21 protein-coding genes are annotated in these 24,336 nt (G+C 61.0%); 9 read left to right on the top strand and 12 right to left on the bottom strand.

The window, feature by feature from the left end; translation table 11 throughout:
* Positions 1–8: 8 nt before the first annotated feature.
* Both ACN0SD_RS05985 and ACN0SD_RS05980 read right to left on the bottom strand, forming a co-directional pair.
* Entirely contained in the window at positions 9–812 is an 804-nt protein-coding gene (locus tag ACN0SD_RS05985) for a ChaN family lipoprotein (RefSeq protein WP_417807313.1), read from the bottom strand.
* Between the two features lie 8 nt (positions 813–820).
* Positions 821–1,699, bottom strand: coding sequence for an RNA polymerase factor sigma-32 (locus ACN0SD_RS05980; protein ID WP_417807312.1), 879 nt, complete (start codon positions 1,697–1,699; stop codon positions 821–823).
* 431 nt (positions 1,700–2,130) lie between these two features.
* On the opposite strand from ACN0SD_RS05980, the gene ACN0SD_RS05975 reads away from it, so the two are divergent.
* A complete protein-coding gene (locus ACN0SD_RS05975; protein WP_417807311.1) occupies positions 2,131–3,642 on the top strand; it encodes a YifB family Mg chelatase-like AAA ATPase in 1,512 nt (503 codons plus the stop codon).
* Here ACN0SD_RS05975 and ACN0SD_RS05970 read toward each other — a convergent pair.
* From ACN0SD_RS05970 to rsmI, 4 genes are read right to left on the bottom strand one after another with little or no spacing between them, the layout of a single operon-like run.
* Complete coding sequence (locus ACN0SD_RS05970; protein ID WP_417807310.1) at positions 3,623–4,531, bottom strand: alpha/beta hydrolase; 909 nt, start codon at positions 4,529–4,531, stop codon at positions 3,623–3,625. The two genes, ACN0SD_RS05975 and ACN0SD_RS05970, sit on opposite strands and share 20 nt — an antisense overlap.
* 1 nt (position 4,532) lies before the next feature.
* Positions 4,533–5,474, bottom strand: coding sequence for a glutathione synthase (gene gshB, locus ACN0SD_RS05965; RefSeq protein WP_417807309.1), 942 nt, complete (start codon positions 5,472–5,474; stop codon positions 4,533–4,535).
* 60 nt (positions 5,475–5,534) lie between these two features.
* Positions 5,535–5,900: a YraN family protein gene (locus tag ACN0SD_RS05960; RefSeq protein ID WP_417807308.1), complete on the bottom strand. Its 366-nt coding sequence runs from the start codon at positions 5,898–5,900 to the stop codon at positions 5,535–5,537.
* On the bottom strand, positions 5,897–6,811 hold the full coding sequence (gene rsmI, locus ACN0SD_RS05955) for a 16S rRNA (cytidine(1402)-2'-O)-methyltransferase (protein WP_417807307.1): 915 nt from the start codon (positions 6,809–6,811) through the stop codon (positions 5,897–5,899). Before rsmI ends, ACN0SD_RS05960 begins: the two co-directional genes overlap by 4 nt.
* A gap of 99 nt (positions 6,812–6,910) precedes the next feature.
* On the opposite strand from rsmI, the gene ACN0SD_RS05950 reads away from it, so the two are divergent.
* From ACN0SD_RS05950 to murJ, 3 genes are all read left to right on the top strand, one after another.
* On the top strand, positions 6,911–8,092 hold the full coding sequence (locus ACN0SD_RS05950) for a penicillin-binding protein activator (RefSeq protein ID WP_417807306.1): 1,182 nt from the start codon (positions 6,911–6,913) through the stop codon (positions 8,090–8,092).
* An 84-nt stretch (positions 8,093–8,176) separates the two neighbouring features.
* A complete protein-coding gene (locus ACN0SD_RS05945; protein WP_417807542.1) occupies positions 8,177–10,924 on the top strand; it encodes a [protein-PII] uridylyltransferase in 2,748 nt (915 codons plus the stop codon).
* A gap of 1 nt (position 10,925) precedes the next feature.
* A complete protein-coding gene (gene murJ / locus ACN0SD_RS05940; protein WP_417807305.1) occupies positions 10,926–12,479 on the top strand; it encodes a murein biosynthesis integral membrane protein MurJ in 1,554 nt (517 codons plus the stop codon).
* On the opposite strand, the gene ACN0SD_RS05935 is transcribed toward murJ, so the two are convergent.
* Entirely contained in the window at positions 12,476–13,162 is a 687-nt protein-coding gene (locus ACN0SD_RS05935) for a rhomboid family intramembrane serine protease (RefSeq protein ID WP_417807304.1), read from the bottom strand. The two genes, murJ and ACN0SD_RS05935, sit on opposite strands and share 4 nt — an antisense overlap.
* A gap of 117 nt (positions 13,163–13,279) precedes the next feature.
* Between ACN0SD_RS05935 and trpS the strand changes: the two genes are divergently transcribed.
* Complete coding sequence (gene trpS / locus ACN0SD_RS05930) at positions 13,280–14,320, top strand: tryptophan--tRNA ligase (protein WP_417807303.1); 1,041 nt, start codon at positions 13,280–13,282, stop codon at positions 14,318–14,320.
* Positions 14,321–14,428: 108 nt separating this feature from the next.
* On the opposite strand, the gene ACN0SD_RS05925 is transcribed toward trpS, so the two are convergent.
* The 5 genes from ACN0SD_RS05925 to ACN0SD_RS05905 form a co-directional block, all read right to left on the bottom strand.
* Positions 14,429–15,499, bottom strand: a complete 1,071-nt coding sequence (locus tag ACN0SD_RS05925; RefSeq protein ID WP_417807302.1) for a DUF1513 domain-containing protein — start codon at positions 15,497–15,499, stop codon at positions 14,429–14,431.
* A gap of 4 nt (positions 15,500–15,503) precedes the next feature.
* Positions 15,504–16,490, bottom strand: coding sequence for an imelysin family protein (locus tag ACN0SD_RS05920; protein ID WP_417807301.1), 987 nt, complete (start codon positions 16,488–16,490; stop codon positions 15,504–15,506).
* Positions 16,487–18,034: a di-heme oxidoredictase family protein gene (locus tag ACN0SD_RS05915; protein ID WP_417807541.1), complete on the bottom strand. Its 1,548-nt coding sequence runs from the start codon at positions 18,032–18,034 to the stop codon at positions 16,487–16,489. The genes ACN0SD_RS05920 and ACN0SD_RS05915 overlap by 4 nt, the downstream gene beginning before the upstream one ends.
* Positions 18,035–18,096: 62 nt before the next feature.
* Positions 18,097–19,359, bottom strand: coding sequence for an imelysin family protein (locus ACN0SD_RS05910; protein ID WP_417807300.1), 1,263 nt, complete (start codon positions 19,357–19,359; stop codon positions 18,097–18,099).
* Positions 19,360–19,568: 209 nt separating this feature from the next.
* Positions 19,569–20,441, bottom strand: a complete 873-nt coding sequence (locus ACN0SD_RS05905; protein ID WP_417807540.1) for a MurR/RpiR family transcriptional regulator — start codon at positions 20,439–20,441, stop codon at positions 19,569–19,571.
* Between the two features lie 133 nt (positions 20,442–20,574).
* On the opposite strand from ACN0SD_RS05905, the gene ACN0SD_RS05900 reads away from it, so the two are divergent.
* Genes ACN0SD_RS05900 through ACN0SD_RS05885 form a run of 4 tightly spaced genes read left to right on the top strand, consistent with a single transcriptional unit; the run spans position 20,575 to position 24,274 of the window.
* Positions 20,575–21,357 (top strand): N-formylglutamate amidohydrolase, encoded by a 783-nt coding sequence (locus ACN0SD_RS05900; protein WP_417807299.1) that lies wholly within the window; start codon positions 20,575–20,577, stop codon positions 21,355–21,357.
* Entirely contained in the window at positions 21,357–21,863 is a 507-nt protein-coding gene (locus tag ACN0SD_RS05895) for a TRAP transporter small permease subunit (protein ID WP_417807298.1), read from the top strand. The genes ACN0SD_RS05900 and ACN0SD_RS05895 overlap by 1 nt, the downstream gene beginning before the upstream one ends.
* The gene (locus tag ACN0SD_RS05890; protein WP_417807297.1) at positions 21,863–23,188 is read left to right on the top strand and encodes a TRAP transporter large permease; all 1,326 of its coding nucleotides are present in this window, start codon (positions 21,863–21,865) and stop codon (positions 23,186–23,188) included. Before ACN0SD_RS05895 ends, ACN0SD_RS05890 begins: the two co-directional genes overlap by 1 nt.
* Positions 23,189–23,236: 48 nt before the next feature.
* Positions 23,237–24,274, top strand: a complete 1,038-nt coding sequence (locus tag ACN0SD_RS05885) for a TRAP transporter substrate-binding protein (protein ID WP_417807296.1) — start codon at positions 23,237–23,239, stop codon at positions 24,272–24,274.
* Positions 24,275–24,336: the final 62 nt, after the last annotated feature.

The following is a 24,336-nucleotide window of genomic DNA, read 5'->3' as shown; positions in this document are numbered from 1 at the left end:
CGCAAGGATCACTTGAACGCCGCGCAGGGGTCATCGCGCGGGGTTGGCGGCGTGACGATCCAGTAATCAAACGGTTGATCGGGGGATGCGGGGGCGTCTGGTTCTGCCTCAATCTGGCCGATGGATACCACCTTGGCGCTTGGATCAAGCTTTCGCAGCAGGGCTGGCACGGCGAGATCATTGCGCGCATGGCCCGATCCGGTGATCAGCACTACTGGCCCGCCGGTGTCTTGATAGGCCTGCTGAACGGTGCGCGCGAAGGCGGCGTCGCGGTAGCGTTGCGCGGCGACCATACCGGGCAAAAGCTTCTCCGGCAGCGCGTTGCAGTGATCGTCCTGCGCCTCGGCCTCGAGGCGTTTTTGCAGCGTGTCTGCATAGGGCTTATCAAGACCGTAGCGCGCGGCATCTGGGCCAAAGACCTCGGGCAAAGGCGCGGTCATGGCGCTGCGAACAACATCGCGCGGCTCGGCTGCGCCATAGATACGCGCATCGCCCAAGGGTTTGAAAATTGGGTAATATATCGCGAAATCCGGCCAACCTGCCTGTTCCCAGCCTAAGGCTCTATCTAACGCTTTTTCATCGTTCAACAAAGCGAGCGTGGTCTTGGCCGCCTGCGCGGAGCTAAGCATTTCAAACACCACCGCTTTGGGCTTGATCGCCGCAATCGCGCGCGCCTGATTGAGGTGATGCGTCGGATTGTCGTGGATTTCGCCAAGCACGACGATGTCGCCGGAAATATGATCAAGCGCGTCTGCAGAAATCTCCTCAGCATGGGCCGGGGAGATCAGTGTCAAGCTAAGCAGTGCAGCCAAAACGCTCTTCATACGAAGAAGCTTTGCACCTCGCCCTGATGACATTCAAGCGATTTGCGCATCTTGCCAAAAGCCTGCGCCTCAAGCTGGCGGATGCGCTCTTTGGACAGGCTCAGCTCTTCGCCAAGGCTTTCCAGCGTGCGCGGGTCTTCGATGAGGCGGCGCTGCGTGACGATGTATTTCTCGCGGTCGGTCAGACGTTCCATAGCCTCGCCAAGCCAATTTTTCATCGTCAAACCGTCATGGCTTTCAGCAACGCTTTCCTCGGGGTTGGCGCTGTCATCTTCCAGCGTATCCACCCATTCGCGGCCTTCCTCATCGCTTGATTGCGTAGCGTTTAGCGAGAAATCAGAGCCGGACAGACGCCCCTCCATCATCTCGACATCATGGAGCGGCACACCGATCACCTCAGCCACGCGCATCCGCAATTGCAGCGCGTCAAGCTGGATGCCTGCTTGCTGGGCTTCGCGCGCCAATTGCGCCTGAACACGTCGCATGTTGAAGAACAAGGATTTCTGCGAGCTGGTAGAGCCGGTGCGCACCATCGACCAGTTGCGCATCACGAACTCTTGGATCGATGCCTTGATCCACCACACAGCGTAGGTCGAAAAGCGCACACCGCGTTCGGGGTCGAACTTTTCGGCGGCTTTCATCAAGCCAAGTGAGGCCTCTTGGATCAGGTCGTTCATTGGCGCGCCGTAACGGCGGAATTTCGACGCCATCGAAATCGCGAGGCGCATGTAGGCGGTCACCAAACGGTGCAACGCCTGTTCGTCACGGTTGTCACGCCAGGCTCGGGCTAAGGCGACCTCGGTGTCGGCGTCCAGGAATTCCGCGCGCATCGCTTGGCGCGGCAGGGTTTCATCAGTCATACCATCGAGTGCCATTTACCAATCTCCCCGGGTCTCCCGCGCATTGAGCGCGACGTGAACGCGTGTCTGCAGTGCTGACCCAATGTTCTTGGCATGAAAAGGTTCCTCACGGAATTGTTGGTTTTTGCATGTAACTTTGTGCATTCACGCCTCTTGACGCCACCGCCCCAATAAAAGTCTATACTTTTCAGTCCAGTAACGCGGCCGTTCGCAAAAACCTCCATGCGCAAAACCCTAAGCTTGCTCACGATTTCTTGACGTATCTGCAAGCTCTTGCAACAAATCTCTCGACAGGTTGAGCGCGCGCACTATGGCCAGACGCGCCATCCGGAACAGTGTCGCGCCAACTCAACGCCCGCGCCGCGATGTGAGTCTCCCGTTCCGCGTTAACCTTTCTTAAACCATGCGTCTTTACCCCTTGAGACAGCGAGGAAAAGGACGGGATCATGGTCGCCAAGACCTATACTGTGGCGTTTGAGGGCGTTGAGGCGCGCACGGTCGAAGTGCAATGTGCGCTATCCGAAGGGATGCCGGGATTTGCCATTGTCGGCTTGGCGGATAAGGCGGTATCGGAGGCCCGCGAGCGGGTGCGCGCCGCCCTTGGCGCGTTGGCCATCGCGATGCCGATGCAAAAGATCACCGTCAATCTTTCGCCCGCAGACATGCCCAAAGAGGGCTCGCATTTCGATCTTCCGGTCGCGCTGGCGCTGCTGGCCGCCCTTGGTCTGGTGCCGCCAGAACAGGCCGAGGCGGTGGTGGCGATTGGTGAATTGGCGCTGGACGGACGGCTGGTGGGGGTGGCGGGTGCGCTGCCGTCTGCGCTTGCCGCAGCGGAAAACGGGCGCGACCTGATCTGCCCGAAGTCCTGCGGTGCCGAGGCCGCCTGGGTCGGGGCCGCCGATGTGTTCGCCCCTGCCACGCTAAGCGAGGCCATCGCGCATCTCAGCGGGCGCGCCCCGCTGGACCCCGCGCGCCCCGGTCTGCTCGATTCGCCTGTCTTGGCGCGCGAGCTGCGCGATGTGAAAGGACAGGAACGCGCGAAACGGGCGCTGGAAATCGCTGCGGCGGGACGCCACCACATGATGATGATCGGCGCGCCGGGGTCGGGCAAGTCGATGCTGGCGGCGCGGCTGCCCTCAATCCTGCCGCCTTTGACGCCGACCGAGGCGCTGGAAACCTCGATGATCCACTCGCTTTCGGGGCTGCTGGGCGAGGGCGGGATCTCACGCGACCGCCCCTTTCGCGAGCCTCATCATACCGCCTCAATGGCGGCAATGATCGGGGGCGGACGTGGCGCGCGCCCCGGCGAGGTCAGTCTGGCCCATAACGGCGTGCTGTTCATGGACGAGTTTCCCGAATTTCCACGCGCCGTTCTGGAAACACTGCGTCAGCCGATTGAGACCGGCGAGGTCGTGGTCGCGCGCGCCAATGCCCATATGCGCTATCCTTGCCGGTTTCTGTTGATCGCGGCGGCCAACCCCTGCAAATGTGGATATCTTGGTGATCCAGCACGGGCCTGCTCGCGCGCGCCGACCTGCGGCGAAGATTATCTTGGCAAGGTCTCGGGCCCGCTGATGGATCGCTTTGATTTGCGCATCGAAGTGCCCCCCGTCGCCTTCAGTGATCTCGACCTGCCCGCCAGCGGTGAAAGTTCAGCCACTATTGCCCAGCGCGTTCAGAGCGCGCGCGACGTGCAAACCGCGCGCTTTGAGGGGCATACATCGGTGCGGGTCAATGCCGAGGCAGAGGGCGCGCTGTTGGAGGAAATCGCGACGCCGGATGAACAGGGCCGCGATATGCTCTCGAGGATGGCGGCGAAATTCGGGCTGTCCGCGCGCGCCTATCACCGCGTTCTGCGCGTCGCGCGCACCATTGCCGATCTCGATGGGGAAACCGATGTGCGCCAACCCCATATCGCCGAGGCGCTAAGCTATCGCATCACAGCGATGGCGGGTTAAGCATATTTCGCGCCGCCTTGCCTGCATCCTCAAGCGCCTCACGCGCTTCAGGCAGGCGACCATCAAAAAACTGCCAGACATGGGGGGCATTGGGCCAGCTTTGCACCGTCACCTCACCGCCGAAACCGCGCAAACGCTCGGCCATACGCAAGGAATCATCACATAGGATTTCGGCCATCGAATGCTGGATCAGAACCGGCGGCGCGGCGGGAAATTCGGCAAACAGAGGCGAGACCGCAGGATCGTCGCCCGCACGCTCACCACGCGCAAAATAGCTGGATTGCTTGACCCGCTCGCGCGGCAAAATCGCCTCAGTTGCGGCATTGGCGTTAAAACTTTCGCCCGAACAATTTAGATCGGTCCAAGGAGAGAACGCAATCACCCCGGCAGGCGGTGCGCCCGCCGCACAGAGTTTCGCAAGCAACAGCAGCGCCAGACCGCCCCCCGCACTATCACCCGCGATGACGATCCGCTCGGGCGCGTAGCCTGCCGAGATCAATCCCTCCCAAGCGGCATACGCATCTTCAAGCGCCGCTGGCAGCGGGTGTTCGGGGGCCAGCCGATAGTCTGGCAAAATCACATCAAGGCCGGACAGCTTCGACAGCCGACCCGCCAAGGCGCGATACATATGGGGAGAACCTGCGATATAGCCCCCGCCATGAAAATACAGAATCACAGCATCCAACGCGACCGAACCGACCCGCGCCGACAAACATGGCACAGCGCCATATTGCACATGCATAAGGCACAGGTTCTTTGGCTCGATTACAACCCAACTGGCCGCACGCTCGCCTTCGGCACGCACACGCACCGGGTCTGTCATTGCGCGCATACGCCGCTTGGTAACGTTGCGCAAAATCAGGTTCAAAAAGCTCTGTTGTAGTGACACGTCAGCTCCGTTTTGCTTCGATCGCCTCCCAGATTTTGGCAGCGATATTGCCCCCGTCAAAGCGTTCGAGTTCTTGAATGCCCGTAGGCGAGGTTACGTTAATCTCCGTCAGCCAATCGCCGATCACGTCAATGCCGACAAAAACCTGGCCCTTTTCGCGCAGAACCGGTCCGATGGCGGCGCAAATCTTGCAATCACGCGCGGTTAGCGCAACTTTTTCTGGCCGCCCCCCAACATGCATGTTCGAACGCGTCTCCCCTGCCGCTGGCACACGATTGATTGCGCCGACAGGTTCGCCATCGACCAGAATAATACGCTTGTCGCCTTTGGCGACAGCAGGCAGGAATTTCTGCGCAATCAAAGGCTCGTTATTGATCCCCATGAACAGCTCGTGCAGCGAAGACAGGTTGCGGTCATTGGGATCAAGGCGGAACACACCTGCCCCGCCATTACCGTAAAGCGGCTTGAGGATGATGTCGCCGTGAACCTCTTTGAACGCGCGTATCGTGGCTAGATCCCGCGCGATCAGCGTCGGCGGCGTCAAATCGGGAAAGTTCAACACCAACAGCTTTTCAGGAAAATTGCGCACCCAGAACGGATCATTCACCACCAGAGTATCGGGATGGATGCGCTCTAGCAGATGGGTGGTCGTAATATATCCCATGTCAAAAGGCGGATCCTGACGCAGCCAGACAACATCCCAATCGGCCAGATCGACCTCAACCTCTTCTCCGAGCGTAAAATGATTGCCTCGCTCACGACGCACTTCCAGCGGCCAGCCCCGCGCCAGAATGCGACCCTCGCGATACATCAAGCGATCAGGCGTATAATAAAACAGCTCATGTCCGCGCGCCTGGGCCTCTTCGGCGATGCGAAACGTGCTATCGGCGTCAATATTGACCGCCTCAATCGGATCCATTTGAATTGCGACTTTCAAGCCCATTAGCGTCCCCTTTGCGTTCCACCCTTGATGCAATGTGGAGCGCGGGGATGCAATCGCAACTCACATTCCGAAATATGCGTTTTCCAAAATCTTGATCTGGCCCTGTTCATCAACCAGAGCCAGATCGAATCTTACCTTGCGATCGCAATTGGCAGGCGCGGGAAATTTCATCAGATATTCCTGCACCGACACGCAGATGCGTTGCATTTGACGCGGCGACAATCGTTGCACAGCGCGCGCATGTGAGCGTGATTTCTTGACCTCAATGAAGATCACAGTGTCGCCATCGCGCGCGATCAAGTCAATCTCGCCACCATAGCGGCCCCGCCAGCGATGTTCGGAAATCGGCTGACCGGAATCTTCATATTGACGCGCAACCTGCTCTTCAGCCGCCAAACCAGAATAATACGAAAGCGCGCCACTCATGACTTCTTCTCCATTTCAAGGGCGGCCTGATAAACCTCCCGCCGGGGTAGTCCGAGGGCTTGCGACACCTCGGACACTGCATCTTTCATGCTTTGGTGCGCCAAGGCGAGCCGCAGCATCTTATCCAATTCCTCAGGCCCCGCTGCGGGCCCATGCGCGCGATCGACCAGCACGACGATCTCGCCTTTGACAGGCGTTTCTTCCAATCCGAGCGCAATCTCTTGCAGCGTGCCGCGCCGCACTTCTTCAAAGCGTTTGGTCAATTCGCGACACAGCGCCGCCTCTCGATGTTCACCGAACACTCCCACACAATCGTTTAACATCGCATTAACGCGCTTGGGGCTTTCATAAAAAACAAGCGTTGCGGGGATATCGCGGAAGGTAGCCAGCCATTTTTGCCTTGCAGCACCGGTGTTGGGTGCGAATCCCGCAAACAAAAAGCGATCCGTTGGCAGCCCCGAGACCGACAGCGCCGCCAACACAGCCGACGGACCGGGGGCGGCATAGACCCGGTAGCCCTCGGCGATCACGCTGCGGCCAAGCTGAAAGCCGGGATCCGCGACCAGCGGCGTGCCCGCCTCGGAGGCATAGGCCACCGACTGCCCCTCTTGCAGAGCGCGCAGCAGTCGCGGGCGCATCGCTTCGCCGTTGTGGTCGTGATAGGCGATGATTTTGCGCCCCGACAGCGGCACCCCGTGAATTTCCATCAAATGACGCAAACTGCGGGTATCTTCAGCCGCCAAAACATCCGCCGAGCGCAAAATATCAAGCGCGCGCAAGGTGATGTCGCGCGCCGCCCCGATCGGGGTTGCGATAAAATGCAACCCCGGCGCGAGCGGCACCAAGCGGCCCTCGCCCGTCGCGCTTTGTGACTCGGGCAGGATATTGCCAGTTTCGTTCTCTTGCTGCATCACCTGCTCCTTGAAGCGTGAGTATCGTTTACTTCGCGCGACGATCCGAATAGGCTTTCGCCAAGCAATTTCCTGCGCATCGAGCCCGAAGGACCTATCATGTTTGCCCTGATCCGTAACACCCGTGCACGTGCGGCACAAATCGTAGCGCTTCTTTCGGCATTCTGGCTGGCTGCTTGTAACCCGACCGGGCCGATGGGCGCCAATAGCGGCCAGCGCATTGACACCTCTGCCCCCGTCACTGTGGCGCTGCTGTTGCCGGGAGGATCTGGAAAATCGGGCGATGAGACGCTAGCGCGTGCGTTGAAAAACGCCGCTGACATGGCCGTGGCCGATCTGCAAGGTGCCCGCATTGACCTGCGCATCTACAACACAGGCGGTCAGCCCGGTCAGGCGGCTGCGATGGCCACCAAAGCGGTTGATGACGGTGCGAAAATCATTCTGGGTCCGGTTTTTGCGCAATCGGCCAATGCTGCCGCCTTAGCCGTGGCCCCGCGCAATGTGAACGTGCTGTCCTTCTCGAATAACACCGACATCGCGGGCGGCAACCTGTTCGTGCTTGGACCGACCTTCCCCAACACCGCCAATCGGCTGGTGCGCTACGCCACACGTCAAGGCAAGCGCCGGATCATGGTGGTGCATGAGAATACGGGTGCTGGCGCGGTCGGGGCCGCCGCAATCCAGACCGCGATTGCGCGCAACGGGGGAACGCTGGCAGGCGTGACGAATTATCCGTTCTCGCAGCAAGGTGTGGTTTCTGCCGCGCCCAAAATCGCCGAGCGCGTGAAGGCCGGCGATGTGGATGCGGTGTTCCTGACCGCCGATACTGCTGGTGCGCTGCCGCTGTTGTCACAACTTTTGCCGGAAAACGGCGTCAGCTCGCAAAGCACGCAGTTTATCGGCCTGACCCGTTGGGATATTCCGCCCGCAACCCTGTCGCTTCCGGGCGTGCAAGGGGGCTGGTTCGCGGAACCCGACCCCAATCTGCAAGCCCAGTTCGTGCAGCGTTATCAAGCTGCGTACGGCAGCGCGCCGCATCCGATTGCAGGGCTTGCCTATGACGGGATCGCCGCCATCGGTGCGCTGATCAAGTCTGGTAATTCCAACGCGCTGACGCGTCAGGGGCTGACCCAGCCTTCGGGCTTTGTCGGGGTGAATGGCGTGTTCCGCCTGCTCCCCGATGGTACGAACGAACGCGGCCTTGCCATTGCGCAGGTGCGCAACGGGCAGGCCGTGGTCATCGACCCCGCACCGCGCAGCTTCGGTGGGGCCGGGTTTTAACCCTCGGCCACACCCTACCTTCGCCCTCAACCAAGGCCCATTCGGGACGTGACCAAAGCCGTGAGCACCGCGCAGACCCCTCCCCTGACCGAGTCCGGGGACCCGCTTCTTCTTCGAGAGACAGGCATCTTCGAGGCACTCGATACCGCCCTCGAAGGGGTGAACGAGCCGCGCGACATTCGCGCCGCGACCGTGGCCTTTCTGGCAAGCGAGAGCGCCTTGGCACGCAACGTGATTGAGGCCGATTTTGCCACGCATCCGCGTGCCGCACGCGTCACGGTCGAGGCCTATGCGCAGATGACGGATGGGATTGTGCGCTCCGTCTTGCAAGTGGCTACGACGCGGCTGCACCCGATCGGCAGCCCGACCGAGGCCGAACGGTTCTCGGTGCTCGCCGTGGGGGGGTATGGCCGCTCTGAAATGGCGCCCCATTCCGATGTCGATCTGCTGTTTTTGACGCCCTACAAGATCACCGCTTGGGCCGAAAGCGTGATCGAATCGATGCTCTATATGCTGTGGGATCTCAAGCTGAAGGTGGGGCATGCCTCGCGCACACTGGATGATTGCATCCGGCTTGGGCGCGAAGATATCACGATCCGCACCGCATTGTTGGAACATCGCTATATCTGCGGCGACGCCGCGCTGGCCGATGCGCTGTCACAACGCCTGCGCCATGATCTGTTTGAGGGCACGGCAGGCGAATTCATCGAGGCCAAGCTAGAAGAACGCGCCCAGCGCCACCGCCGTCAGGGGGGGCAGCGCTACGTTCTGGAACCCAATATCAAAGAGGGCAAAGGCGGTCTGCGCGATCTGCAAACGCTGTATTGGATTGGCAAATATATTCATCATGTCGGGCGCGCACGCGAGTTGATGGAAATCGGGGCATTCTCGCCCGAGGAATACGCAACCTTTTATGCCGCCGAGGACTACCTTTGGGCGGTGCGCTGTCATCTGCATCTGATCGCGGGGCGCGCTGCCGATCAGCTAAGTTTCGACATGCAGGTCGAGGTGGCCGAGCGCATGGGCTATCGCGATCTGGCGGGTCGGCGCGCGGTCGAAGTGTTCATGCAGGATTATTTCCGCCACGCCACAGCGGTGGGCGATGTGACGCGCATTTTCCTGACCAAGCTGGAGGCACAGCACGTCAAAACCGCGCCGATGTTGCAGCGCATTTTCCGCCGCCGCCGCAAGCTCAAAGCGCCCTACCGCGAGGATACGGGGCGCATCAACGTGGGAGATGAGGCCGCGTTTCTGGCCGATCCCGTCAACCTGTTGCGCATCTTCGAAGAGGCGCTGCGCACCGGCATGTTGATTCATCCCGATGCGATGCGGTTGGTCTCGGCCCATCTCGGTCTGATCGACGACAAGATCCGCACAAATCGCGAGGCGCAAAAGATCTTTTTGGATCTGCTGCTCAAGCACGGCAACCCCGAGCGCGCCTTGCGCCGGATGAACGAGCTGGGCGTGCTGGCCGCCTTCATCCCCGAATTTGAGCCGATCGTGGCGATGATGCAGTTCAATATGTATCACAGCTACACCGTGGACGAGCACACGATTCAAGTGATCTCGACGCTGGCGCAGATCGAGCGAGGCGAATTGATCGAGGATCTACCGCTGTCGTCGAAAATCCTTGAAGAGGGGATCTCGCGGCGGGTGCTATACGTTGCACTGTTGCTACATGATATTGGCAAGGGCCGCCCCGAAGATCACTCGATCCTGGGGGCGAAAATTTCGCGCAAGGTAGCACCGCGTTTGGGGCTGAATGCCGAGGAATGTGAGACCGTGGAATGGCTGATCCGCAATCACCTGTTGATGTCGGATGTGGCGCAGAAACGCGATCTGTCCGACCCGCGCACGATCCGCGATTTTGCCCGTCAGGTGAAGTCGCGCAAACGCCTTGATCTGCTGACCGTGCTGACCGTGTGTGACATTCGCGGTGTTGGGCCGAACGTGTGGAACAACTGGAAAGCGACGCTGCTGCGCAAGCTCCACACGGAAACTGCACGCGCCCTTGAACACGGGCTAGAGGCCGTCAATCGCGATCAGCGCAGCTCTGAGGCCAAGCGCGCCCTACGCATCGTTTTGGAGCAGGCAGGCGATTGGGACGGCAAGGAAATCCGCGCCGAACTGGGGCGCCATTACGATCCCTATTGGCAATCGCTCAACACCACCAATCACACGATCTTTGCAAGGCTGCTGCGCGGTCTGGACGATAGCGAAATTCGCATCGACCTGCACCCCGATGATGATCACGACGCCACGCGGGCCAGTTTCGCATTGGCCGATCATCCGGGCATTTTCTCGCGTCTCGCGGGGGCTTTGGCGCTGGTGGGGGCGAACGTGGTTGATGCACGCACCTATACGTCAAAAGATGGCTATGCGACCGCCGTCTTCTGGATTCAAGACGCCGAGGGTCACCCCTACGAGGCCTCAAAACTGGGCCGTCTGCGCAGCATGATCGAAAAGACGCTGCACGGCGAGGTCGTCGCACGCGAAGCGCTCAAAGATCGCGACAAGATCAAGAAACGCGAGCGCCAGTTCAAATTCCCAACCCATATCGTCTTCGACAATGAAGGCTCGGATATCTACACCATCGTCGAAGTCGATACCCGCGACCGCCCCGGTCTGCTTTATGATCTGACCCGTGCGCTGGCAGCCAATAACATCTCGATCTCAAGCGCGGTGATCGCGACTTACGGGGCGCAGGTGGTGGATAGTTTCTACGTCAAAGACATGTTCGGGCTGAAGCTGCACTCAGAGCCGCGCCAACGGGCATTAGAAAAGCGGCTCCGCGAGGCAATCGCCTCGGGGTCGAAACGGGCGGGCAACTAGGATGAAACCGATCCGGTTGGTGCGCGGCTTCCTCACGGTGGGCGGCTGGACGATGGCGAGCCGCGTGCTGGGATTTGCGCGCGACATGATGATCGCGGCTTATCTGGGTGCCGGGCCCGTGGCCGAGGCGTTCCTGATCGCGTTTTCGCTACCCAACCTGTTTCGCCGCTTCTTTGCCGAGGGCGCGTTCAACACCGCCTTCATCCCGCTCTTCTCGAAAAAGCTCGAAGGCGGCGAGAATGCCCAAGGCTTCGCGCGTGAGGCAATGGGCGGGCTGATTACCGTTCTGATTGCGCTGAGTGTGATCGCCATTGCCGCGATGCCGTGGCTGGTGCTGGCGATGGCGTCTGGGTTCGCTGCGGATGAGCGTTTTGCGCTTGCCACTGAGTATGGCCGCATCGCCTTTCCCTATATCCTGTTCATCTCGCTTGGGGCGCTGCTCTCGGGGGTGCTGAACGCGGCAGGCCATTTCGCTGCTGCGGCCGCCGCGCCGGTACTGCTGAATGTGACTTTCGTTGCGGCGATGGTGCTGGCCGATCACTTTGGCTGGCCGATTGGGCCTGCGCTGGCGTGGGCGGTGCCGATTGCGGGCATTGCGCAACTGACGCTGGTCTGGATTGCGGCGTGGCGTGCGGGCTTCAAGATCGTGCCCGCCCGCCCCCGCCTCAGCCCCGATATGAGGCGCCTGATCCGCATCGCGATCCCTGCGATGCTGGCGGGCGGAGTGGTGCAGATCAACCTGTTGGTGGGTCGCCAGGTCGCCTCGCAATTTGACGGCGCGATTGCGTGGCTCAACTACGCGGATCGGCTGTATCAACTGCCCCTCGGCGTGGTCGGCATCGCGATTGGCGTAGTGCTGCTACCCGATCTGTCGCGCCGCTTGCGCGCGGGCGATGTAGCAGGCGGACGCTATTCGTTTTCGCGTGCCGGAGAGTTCGCGCTGCTGCTAACCATCGGCCCGGCGGTTGCGCTGCTGGTGGCCGCACTGCCCATCGTTTCGGTGCTGTTTGAGCGTGGGCGCTTCACCCATGCCGATACCGTCGCCACCGCGTGGGCCGTGGCGATTTATGGGCTGGGGCTACCCGCTTTTGTGCTGCAAAAGGTACTGCAACCGCTCTATTTCTCGCGTGAAAACACCCGCACGCCGTTCAACTACGCGCTGGTCGCGATGGGGGTGAATGTGGTGATCGCGGTCGGGCTTGCGCCGTTCATCGGCTATCTCTCGGCAGCCGTGGGCACCACGCTCGCAGGCTGGGCGATGGTGGCTCAACTCTGGCTAGGCGCGCGTTCGATGGGCGAAGCGGCGCGGTTTGATGCACGCTTCCTGCGCCGCGTGCCGCGCATCATCGTCTCGGCGGCCGTCATGGGCGCGCTGGTCTGGGCAATCTGCTGGGCGTTCCCAAGCGCATTTACGGCGCCGGGGCTGCGCGGGCTGGCGATGCTGGGCCTCGTGATCTTTGGGATGGCGGTCTATTTCGGGACCGCCATCGCCATCGGCGCGGTGCATTTCGCTGATTTCCGCGCAGCGATGCGTCGGGGCAAAGGCGGCGCTTAACGTTTGCGTATCCGCTGCAGCGCCCGCGTCATGCCGCCAGGCGCGACAAAGAAGCTGAGCGTGAAACCGGCGGCAAAGCCAATCAGATCCGCGATCCAGTCAGGGCGCGCGCCAAACATCATCGCAAAGACCAGCTGGATGCCCATCAGCGCCCCGATCAACGAAAACGCCCGCAGTTGGTTCGCGTGCGCTTGCCCCAACCGCGTCCACAAGATCCAAGTGAACGCGCCGATCAGCCCGTAATCGCCGGGATAGCCGCCATACAGCCCGACCTCCGTGAAGGGCAGCAGGCCATAGATCAGCGCGCCAATCACGCTGGAGCCCAAGAACACCACGGCGACGGCGAGATTGGAAAACAACTCGCCCACCATCTTGCCCAGCGCCAGCAAAAACACGAGCACGAAGATCGCCTGCGTCACGCTGGCGTGCACAAACGGATAGGTGATCAGCCGCAGCACCTGCTGGGGCGGATATTGCCCGGAGTCGATCATCGCGCGCAAAACCTGCGGCGAGAACGCGAATTTCTGCAACGCATCCAGACGCCAGCCCGCGCCTGCACCACTCGCAATCAGCCCAGAGCTGCCCAGCGCAAAGAACAATTCGGTCGCGATGATCGGCAGCGCCAGCAGCCACACGATGGGCGGCAATGGGTTGATCGGATGTTCATTATAACCTTCGTGCATGTGCGCTCCATTTGGGCGCGGGCTTGGTTGACGCCCCGCGCGCTTTAGCGATAAGCGAGCAGAGCGTGGATTTCCACCCCCGCGGGCTTCCACCCCCCGCATTCCCAGGAGCAACAGATGACCGAGACCGCCGCCACCCTCAACGCCAAATTCAAACCCCGGGTCTTTTCCGGCATCCAGCCCTCTGGCGGGCTGACGCTGGGCAATTATCTGGGCGCGTTGAAGCGCTTTGCACAGAAACAGGATGAGGGGATCGAGACGATCTATTGTCTCGTCGATCTGCACGCGATCACGGTCTGGCAAGACCCGCAGGCGCTGCGCCGCCAGACCCGCGAGGCGGCAGCGGCTTTCATCGCCTCGGGTGTCGATCCGGCGCGCTCGATCCTGTTTAATCAAAGTCAGGTTTCGGCCCATGCCGAACTGGCGTGGGCGCTCAATTGCGTGGCGCGTTTGGGCTGGATGAACCGGATGACCCAGTTCAAGGATAAGGCGGGCAAAAACGCCGAGAAGGTCTCGCTGGGGCTTTACGCCTACCCCGCGCTAATGGCGGCTGATATTTTGCTCTATCACGCGACGATGGTGCCCGTGGGCGAAGACCAAAAACAGCACGTCGAGTTGACGCGCGATATCGCGGCCAAGTTCAACCATGACTTCAAGGTCGATTTCTTCCCCACCCCCGAGCCGCTGATCGAGGGCACGGCGACGCGCGTGATGAGCTTGCGCGATGGCACGAAGAAAATGTCGAAATCCGACCCGTCCGATGCCAGCCGCATTAACCTGACCGATGACGCCGACACAATCGCCAAGAAGATCCGCAAGGCCACGACCGACCCGGCGGAACTTCCGGGTGAGATCGAGGGGCTCAAGGACCGCCCCGAGGCGCGCAATCTGGTCAATATCTACGCCGCTTTGGCCGATATGACCCCGGCGCAGGTGCTAGGCGAATATGGCGGCAAGGGGTTCGGGACGTTCAAACCCGCGTTGGCCGATCTGGCGGTCGAAAAGCTTAGCCCGATCAGCACCGAGATGGCGCGCCTGATGGCGGACCCTGCCGAGATTGACCAAATCCTCGGCCAAGGCGCGGACAAAGCCGATGCCATCGCGCGCCCGATCCTTGCGCAGACCTATGACATCATGGGCATGGTGCGCTCGCGCTAAACCTAATCAGGGGGGCGCAACGCCTCCCTTTTCATTCTAAATTTCAGTCACCCCCAGCGATGCCAACAGCGTTTCTATCTGCGCCGATGGCATCGCGGGATCTCTCGTTCACAGCGAAACGATATGATTGTCCCAAGCGCATTCAAGGCGCGCGAGCGGCGCGGGGCCAGTTCGATCAACAGCGATCAGCCCGCCCAAACCGTCGCTTGCAAGATAGCCATTTCCCTGCGGCGCAAGCCCGCAAATATCGGCCCGCGACACCACGCCCAGAAACTTGCCCTCGCTCGAAAACCGGTGCATCCGCCCGCCGCGCGGCGAAGTAATAGCGAGTTCCGTGCTATCCCCGCTAAAGGCGATGCTGCCCGCGTAGCCCTGCATCGCCAGCTCATCGCGCAGCGGCGCCTGCGCCAACACCAGCGCTGCGCCGCGACGGTGCAGGCCGAGCAGCGGCGTGGCAGCCCCCGGCGCGCCCTCCCATTGCATCGCAAACCCGACAAGCCCGTCTGAGCGGATCGCAAGATGGCGGATCGAATTTTGCCATAAATCCGGCTCCAGCTCGACCTGATCCCGAACCGTTCCCGCAAGGCTGAGATAGGTCAAGTTCGGGCGCATCGTTTCAAGGTTAAGCTTTGTGCGATCCGAGGGGTCGGTAGCGATGCCGCCATTGGCAACCACCAGCGTTTTTCCATCCGGCATCAGGCGCAAATCATGCGGACCGATCCCCGCGCTCGCCATTTCACCGATCCGGGTATAGCCCGACCCGACATCCCAGACGCCGATAACGCCTTCGCTTGTCTCGCTTTTCTGCTCACTTGTGAACAGCACAGCGCCCGCGCGGGCGAACACGCCATGACCGTTGAACTGGCGATGCTCGGGCGGGGTAAGGTGGTGCAAAACTGCGCCGCTGACGCAGTCGATGACCAGCGCGAATGTTCCGGGCCTGCGCGCAAAAGCCACCGCTTCGGCACGCTTTGGATGGCCCGCCCCGGCATGGCCGCGCGCGGGAAGCGGCACGCGAAATGTCGCGCGACCTGCCCCGTCAAGACCGTAGAGCGCGAAACCGCCATCGCCCTCGCGCGCGGCTGCCAGATAGGACGGATCGCCCACCGCCGCCCAACCAAGGCGCGGTGCGGCGCCTGCGGCCAATAGCGAGGCAAGAAAACTGCGGCGTGTGGTCATGGTATCAGTCTCCGTCTTGCGCGTTAAAGCCGGGCGTGATGCCAAGGCGCACGCCGATCTCGGTTTCGATGGCAGTGCGTAGCGCACGCACCGATTGCTGCAAGATCTCGACGCGCAGGCGCGCTTGCGGGTCGCCCACATCTTGAAAGGCCGGGTCCGATATGCGCGAAGCGGCCTGATGAACCTGCGCGAGAGCGGCCTTGCTAAGGGGTAGATCCCATTGCACCAGCGACGCGGCAAGATCATAGGCACTGCCGTTGGCCAGCACGACATTGCGCAGGCTGCGCGCCGAACGTCTGGCTTCGGCGCGTGCCGGGCGGGGGCGATCAAAGCGACCCATCGGCTGGCCAAGGCGTTGATCTGCGCTGAATTCCAGCGAAGACAGGATCTGTGTATAAAGCGCGCGCAAAGCCTCATCCGACGTCAGATAGGTCGCATTCCCATCCTCTCCGGCGGTGCGCAGTATGTTGGCGAACCTATCTGTCCAAGCCGCGTCAAGATCATCGGCCTGATGGTTCAAATCCGCTGAAATCGTCGTTACCAATGCGCAGGTGTAGCTGCCCGTGTCATAATCAGCGAACTCCGGATCATAAAGTAGCATCTCCAGCGCAAAAAGCCCGCGCGCCGCAATCGACACATCGCGATAGGCGGTCGGGTCGCGACCGACTGGGTCCTCCTCGGCGACGAGGCGCGCTATTGAGCGTTGGGTAAAGCCGCGCGTATCGGGCCAGAAATAGATCGACAGCGCGCCGGTCTCGGATGGGCCAAGCCGCAGATCCGCGATTTGCATCCACGCATCAAATGTTGCTTGAAACGCGGGGCGCACGGCGTCAGGGCGGCAGTCGCGCGCAGCGGTTTGCGCCAGCGTGTCGCTGGCCTCCGCAAAGTCTTTCAAAGCCGGCAGAACGTGGCGATCAAGCGCGCTGTCAACATCGGCAAAGGCGGCAGTAGCTGCGCCAAGCGCAAGGGTCAGGGCAACAAGCAGCTTCATTGGCTCTCCAGGAATTTGATCAGGGCAGCGCGGTCTTGTGGGGGCATGCTGACGACCGCATCGCGCGCCGTTTGGGCCTCGCCGCCATGCCAAAGCACGGCCTCAATAAGGGAACGCGCGCGACCGTCATGCAGAAAATAGCTGTGGCCCGAGACGGTTTGCGTCATCCCAATCCCCCAAAGTGGAGCGGTGCGCCATTCCCGCCCGTCCGCACGCCCTTCGGGGCGATTGTCGGCCAGCCCGGCGCCCATGTCATGCAGCAGCATGTCGCTATAGGGCCAGATTAATTGGAAGCTGGCGGGGTCGTCGCCCGCCAGCCGCTGGGTGACGTAATTGGGGCGATGGCATGACGCACAGCCCGTGTCGAAAAACACCTGCCGACCGCGCATCACGTCTGGGTCAGCTACCGCGCGCCGCGAAGGCACGGCCAGCGTGCGGCTGTAAAACGTCACCAGATCAAGCCCGATCTGGTCAATCTCTAGCCCGCCTTGTTCCGGGTTGCTGCCATCCAGCGCAGCGGTGCAATCGGCCTGCAAATCGGTGCACTCACCCGAGCCCGCCGGATGCACCGGATTCGATATACCGATGTCACCCGCAAAGGCGCTCGCGGTCTGTTCCAGCACGGTCGGGTTGCCTGCCTTATGGCCAAAGCGGCCCAACATCGGCTGATCATACACCTCTGACCAAACGACCTGCGGGCGGCCTGAAATACCATCATCATCCGCATCATCGGGATCGGCCCAAGCCAGAATATCTTGCGTCGAGATTGCCTCAAGCAGGCCTACGCCGATCATCTGTTGCGCCACGCGCGGGCTAAGCATGGCACCGCGCGCAAGCGGGCCATAGCCAAGATCGGCAGCGGCATAGGTCGGGTGGCGAAGCGTTGCCTTTTCTCCGCCCGAAAGCGGGATTTCGATCTGCTCATAGGTGATCTGCATCTGCGCCTCGGGGGCGTGACCGGGCAAGCTGAAATCCTGTATCTGTGTGCCATAGGTCGGCTCGGGCGCGCTTGGATGGGTGCCCTCAATGTAATGTTTGATCGTTTGCGCGTCGGGCGCGGGGATCGACACGCGCAGGAACATCGACACCGCGCTATCCTGTGGCCCCTCGGGTGGGTGGCCGCGCCCGTCCTTTAGGTGGCAACGCTGGCACGAGCGCGCATTGTAAAGCGGCCCCAGCCCGTCCGAGGCCAGCGTCGACGCGGGCGGCGAAACCCAGATGCGGCGAAACATCCCGTTGCCGACACGAAAATCCAACTCTTGCTGGAATGTCAGATTGGCGGCGGGTTGCGAAAATGCATCGGGCGTGTTGCGCACGCGCACGGTCTGCGCGCCCCCTGCATTTTCCTCAAAGGCCCAAGGGGCGGAAAAGTCGCGCGGCGAGGCCGTGACCGCCGCAATGCGGGCGCGTTCTGCCTCGGTCCTTGGGATCACGTCAAGATGGGCATCCTTCAGCCCACCCCAAGGCGACGCCCCCGACGGTTGCGCCAAGGCAGGCGTGGAGGTAACAAACAGCGCCGTAATTGGCACCAGCGCGAGTGGCATCCATTTCATGGGCATCGGTCCAAACTTGGAGACGCGGGATACGCCGCGCCTCCCGGTTTCACTCACTGAAAAACAGCAGAAGGATTTTCGAGACTGTCCGAGGTCTCAATCGCGACGCCGTCCAGATCCAGCTCACTCACAACGCGTTCAATCGAGCGCGTCTGCGCGATCAGCGCATCTACCCCGCCCATGATCAACCGCTCCCCCGATTCATTGCCCCGTTCAAGCATCTGGTCATAGGCAAACCCCGCTTCCGCCGCCGTTTTGATCCGGCCCAACGCCATCATCGTGGCTGACAGACGCGCACGCATTTCGGCGTCAAGGTCGGGGTTCTTGGCCGCGACCAGATCGGACAGCGACGCGCCCGACACAAGCGATCCATCGACGCGCACATATTCGCCCAGATAGGCGCTTTGGATGCCAAGCCCATCGTAATAATGGCTGTTATGGGTGTTGTCGGAAAAACAATCATGCTCTTCCTCGGGGTCGTTCAGCATCAGGCCAAGGCGCATCCGCTCTCCGGCCTGCTCGCCATATGATAACGACCCCATGCCGGTCAAAATCGCCGTCAGACCCGCGCGTTCATCCCCCGTCAATTCCACGCGCGCGGCCCCGTCCTGCCCCCATTGCGCGGCCATCCAGCCCAGATCAGATACCAGCAGCTCGGTCGCAGCGACCAGATACTGCCCGCGCCGCTCGCAATTGCCGTTCGTGCAGGCATCGCCCGAGGCATAATCGCTCCAGCGGCGATCACCTGCACCATCGCCATGCCCGTTCAGATCCTGCCCCCAAAGCAAAAATTCGATCGCATGATATCCGGTGGCGACATTTGCCTCGATCCCGTCCACCTCGTGCAGCGTGCCTTGTAACAGGGCGGGCGTGATATTCGAGGCGTCGATCTTACTGCCCGACAGCGTGAATTCGGGGTTCGCGATCACGTTCAGCGCCGCAAGTTGGTTTTCATCAGTCGGCCCGCCGTACGCGCCGTCAACATAATCAATCAGCCCCTCATCCAGCGGCCAGGCGTTCACGCGCCCCTCCCAATCATCAACTATCGCGTTGCCGAACCGGTAAACTTCGGTCTGCTGATAGGGCACGCGCGAGGCGATCCAAGCGGAGCGCGCGGCTTGCAGTGCTTCGGCAGAGGGCGATTTGATCAGCGCGTCCACCGCAGTTTGCAACCGACGCGCGGTGCTCAGGCTATCTTCGTATTTCGCGGCGGCAATATCGGCGTAGGTGGCAATCACCTGCGAGGCATCTTGCGCCTGCGCAGCACTTGCCAACCCGACGGCAAACGTCGTTGTGCTTAAAAATATCCGGATCATCTGTGTCTCCCAGAGTGCATTTCCCAATGGCACCGCTACTAGCTTTGACCCCTCCGGCTCCCACCGATGGGTCATGGCGCGACATCAAGTGATCCAGTGCGATCAATCGACGTCCTGCGCGGATGTCGGGGATATAACTGACTTAAACTGTCAGAGAAAACAATAGGCGAGTTTTATACTAAGGTATTCTTCGGCCTGCGATGCAGCCGCTACTTGCCGCGCCGGAAAAACCGCGCGCGATCGTACAGCGATTCTAGCCGCTTCATCCGCGCCGCCGTTTCCTCCCATGTCAGCGATTGCACCGCTGCCATCAACGTCTCGACGAGAACCTGCAACGCGACTGTGCTGTCCCATGCGCTTGGCACCTCGATCTGGGCGGAAAAGCGATAGCGTGCGTGGGCCGCCGCTGGGCTGACCCAAGGGTCGGTCATCAGCACAACCTCAGCCCCCTGCTCTGCCGCCATTTCCACCAGCTGCAGCACGTTGTTTTCATAGCGGCGAATGTCAAAGACCAACAGCACGTCGCCCGCGCGCATCTCTAGCATCGCGGGCGGCCACGCGTTTGAGACCGGCTCAAGCAATTCCACGCCGGGGCGGATCACCTTCATATGGGTGGTGAAATATTGCGCTATAGGCAGGGTGACACGCCCGCCCGTGGCAAAAATCCTCCGCTCGGGATCAGCCAGCAGCGCGGCGGCGGCGTCGAATTGCGCATGATCGATCTGCGCCAATGTGGCCTGCAAATTGCCCAGCACCGCATCGGCAAAGCGGTTGAGGATGTGGGTTTCGGGCGCGGCCTCGGCCCAGCGGTCATGCTTGGCCAGCGGCGAGACCAGCCGCGCCTCTAACTCGTCGCGCACCGCTTGTTGCAGCCCCGGATAGCCGCCAAAGCCCATCTTTTGCGCCAGCCGGACCACCGTGGGTGACGACACCTCCGCCGCCTTGGCCAGCGCCGTCACCGAGCCAAGCAGCGCCACCGGATAATGGCGCAGGATATGGCTGGCAAGCTGACGTTCGGCGCGCGTCATCCCCTCGATGGCGCGCCCGATCTGGTCTTCGATGTTTTGCGTGGCTGCTGCCAAATTGAGCACTCCTTTATCCGCATGCACGAACAAATCGTAACAGATTCAGAAATCCTGAAAAAATCTTGACACAAATGGGGCGCTAAGGCGAGCCTGTTTACACAATACAACGGATACCGGGGCGAGGGAATCGATGGCGGCGGACGACAAGCGCGGCGAAACACCGATCCAGATTGAGGGGGCCGAGCGCGCGGGTCGCTGTGTCCTGGTGTGCGAGCATGCCTCTAACGCGCTACCAGAGCCGTGGGGCGATCTGGGGCTAAGCGGTGCCCAGCGCGCGGCCCATATCGCGTGGGATCCGGGCGCTTTGGGCTTGGCGCGCGCGCTGGCCATGCAGCTTGACGCGCCGCTGGCCTCCGCGTGCCAATCGCGGCTGATCTATGATCTCAACCGCCCGCCGCACCACTCGGGCGCAATGCCTACGCGATCCGAAACGACCGATATTCCCGGCAACCAAGCCCTAAGTGCGCAAGACAGACTGGCACGCACCGTGGCACTGTATCTGCCCTTTCACGCCCAGTTGCGCGCCTTAATCGCGCGTAAGCTGGCGCGAGGAACGCAGCCCGTACTGATCACGGTGCATTCCTTTACGCCCGTCTATTTCGGGCAGCCGCGCAGCGTCGAGTTGGGCGTGATCCATGATGCCGATCCCGCGCTGGCCCAAGGCGTCCTGCAAGAGGCGCAGACGCAAACCAATCTGGATACGCGCCTGAACGATCCCTATTCGGCTGCTGATGGCGTCACGCATACGCTCGCACTACAGGCGACGCCGATGGGCCTGCCCCATGTCATGTTAGAGCTGCGCAACGATCTGATCGCGGATGAGGACGCGCAAATTGCGATGGCAGCGACCCTTGCGCCAGTGCTGCGCGCTGCAATCGCGCGCCTGAGCCAGCAAACCGGGGAGGCCGCCTGATGCCCGCATGGATTTGCGCCTATGTCCGTTTTGTCGAGGGGTTGAACCGCCGCCTCGGCAAGATCACGATGTATCTGCTTTATGTGATCATGGCGATCATGCTGTATTCCTCGATCACCAAAATCGCCCATATCCCCGCGCTTTGGACGCTGGAAATGGCGCAATTCACGCTGGTTGCCTATTACATGCTGGGCGCGCCGTGGACCTTGCAGGGCGACACCAATGTGCGCATGGACCTGTTTTACACGCGATTTTCGCGCAAAGGTCAGGCGTGGTGGGATGCGTTCACCGTGTTTGCGCTGATGTTCTACCTGGGGATCATGGTCTATTCGGCGTTCGATTCCACCGTCTATGCCTTTGAATATGGCGAGCGAAATCCAAGCGCGTGGCGGCCCTACATGTGGCCGATCAAGACCATCATCACCGCCGGGTTCTTTCTGATGTTCCTGCAAGCCACCGTTCTTTTGATCCGCGATATCGCGACGATCCGCGGAGAGGAGATCTGATGGATCACAACACCATCGCGCTTTTGATGTTTTCGACGATGCTGCTGATGATGATCACCGGCCAGCGCGTGTTTGGCGCGATCGGCTTTGTCGCCGTGGTTGCCGCCTTTGCCCTTTGGGGGCCGGGGGGGACGCAGATGGGCTTTGGCTCGGTGATGAAGCTGATGAAATGGACGCCGCTGCTGACGCTGCCGATGTTCGTCTACATGGGCTATGTCATGTCTGAAAGCCGCCTCGCCGAAGACCTGTACCGGATGTTTCACGTCTGGTTCGGGCCGCTGCCGGGGGGCCTTGCAATTGGCACGATCATGCTGATGGTGATGATCTCGGTGATGAACGGGCTGTCGGTGGCGGGCATGGCGATTGGCGCGACCATTGCGCTGCCCGAACTGCTGCGGCGCGACTATGACAAGCTGATGATTTCCGGCGTCATTCAGGCCGGATCGAGCCTTGGCATTCTGATTCCACCCTCGGTCGTGCTGGTGCTGTTCTCGCTGATTGCGCGCCAGCCGGTGTCGGAACTCTGGCTGGCGGGTGCGATTCCGGGGCTGCTGATGGCGACGCTGTTCGTGATCTATATCGTGATCCGCTGCCGGTTGAACCCTAGCCTCGCCCCACCGATGGACGCTGACGAGCGCGCCGCCATCACGATGCGCGAAAAGCTGCGGCTGTTGCGGGCGGGCCTGCTGCCAGTGTTCATTTTCGTCGCGATGATGGTGCCGTTCCTTAAGGGTTGGGCAAGCCTGACCGAGGCCTCGGTGATCGGTGCGCTAGCCGCCGTATTCGCCGCAGTCATCAAGCGCCGCTTTACGTGGCAGGTGTTCCAGACCACCACGCGCCAGACGATGCAGATCACCGTGATGTTCATGCTTATCATCACCGCCGCGCTGTCCTTTGGCGCGGTGTTTGACGGGCTGGGTGCCGGGCGCGCAATCGAGGATTTCTTCACCGAAGGTCTGGGCCTTGGCCCGTGGCAGATCCTGATCCTGATGCAGCTTAGTTTTCTGGTGATGGGGATGTTTCTGGATGACACCGCGATGCTGGTGATCGTGGCCCCCGTCTATGTCAGCCTTGCGCGTCACCTCGGCTTTGATCTGATCTGGTATGGAATCCTTTATACCATCACCTGTCAGATCGCCTATCTGACCCCGCCCTTCGGATATAACCTGTTCCTGATGAAGGCGATGGCACCGCCCGAATTCACCCTGCCGGTAATTTACCGCTCGGTCTTTCCGTTCGTGGGGGTGATGCTGCTGACGCTGATCCTCGTGATGCTCTTTCCACAATTGGCGCTGTGGCTGCCGCATGTGGTTCTTGGACGATAACCAGAGCCCGGAGCAACCGGGCCTTGTAACCAACAAGGAGTGAAAGTGATGACAACCAGAAGAAAGTTTCTAACCACCGGCGCGGTGGGTGCGGCGGCAGCCGGGCTAGCAACCCCGGCCCTCGCGCAAACCACGCCGATCAAATGGCGGATGCAGACCTATGCCGGACCTGCATTGGCCGAACAGGTCGTGGATAACTGCATCAAGACCTTCAACGAAATCGCCGATGGCGAAATGGAGATCGAGCTGTATTACGCCGACCAGCTTGTGCCCACGTCCGAGCTATTTCGCGCTATGCAAGCGGGCACGATTGACGCGGTGCAGTCCGATGATGACAGCATGGCCTCGCCTACCGAAGTCACGGTGTTTGGCGGCTATTTCCCGTTTGGCCTGCGCTATTCGCTGGATGTGCCGACCCTGTTTAACGAATGGGGCCTGAACGAGATCTGGGACGAACAGTATTCAGCCGTGGGTGTGAAACACATCTCGGCGGGCTCGTGGGATCCGTGCAACTTCGCGATGAAGGAACCGGTAAACGCACTGGCCGATCTTAAGGGCAAACGTGTCTTTACCTTCCCGACGGCGGGTCGCTTCCTTGCGCAGTTCGGCGTCGTTCCGGTCACCATCCCGTGGGAAGATGTCGAGGTCGCGCTGCAAACCGGCGAGTTGGACGGCGTAGCGTGGTCGGGCATCACCGAGGATTACACCTCGGGCTGGGGCAAGAACGCGCCCTATTTCCTGACCAATAACATCTCGGGTGCGTGGGTCGGGCATTTCTTTGCCAATATGGATCGCTGGAACGCCGTGCCCGATCGGCTCAAGACGCTGATGAAAACCTGCTTTGATCAGTCCCATTATCACCGCCAATACTGGTATTGGGCAGGCGAGGCCAAGCTTCGCGTGGACGGCACCGAAATGCAGTTGACCACGATCCCAGATGCGGAATGGAAACAGGTCGAAGATGCCGCGCATGTGTTCTGGGATGAGATTGCTGCCGAAAGCCCGCTTAAGGCCAAAGTCGTTGATATCTTTAAGAAATACAACGAAACGATGGGCAAAGCAGGCCCGCCCTACCGTTATGGCTAAGCAATAACCGGGGGCGCGTCGGGGTAAATTTCCTTGCCGCGCCCTCTTTCCCATACGCTGCC

This window comes from Thioclava sp. (genome assembly GCF_048263065.1).
Lineage (GTDB): Bacteria > Pseudomonadota > Alphaproteobacteria > Rhodobacterales > Rhodobacteraceae > Thioclava.
This window is presented reverse-complemented; position numbering and strand designations above follow the sequence as displayed.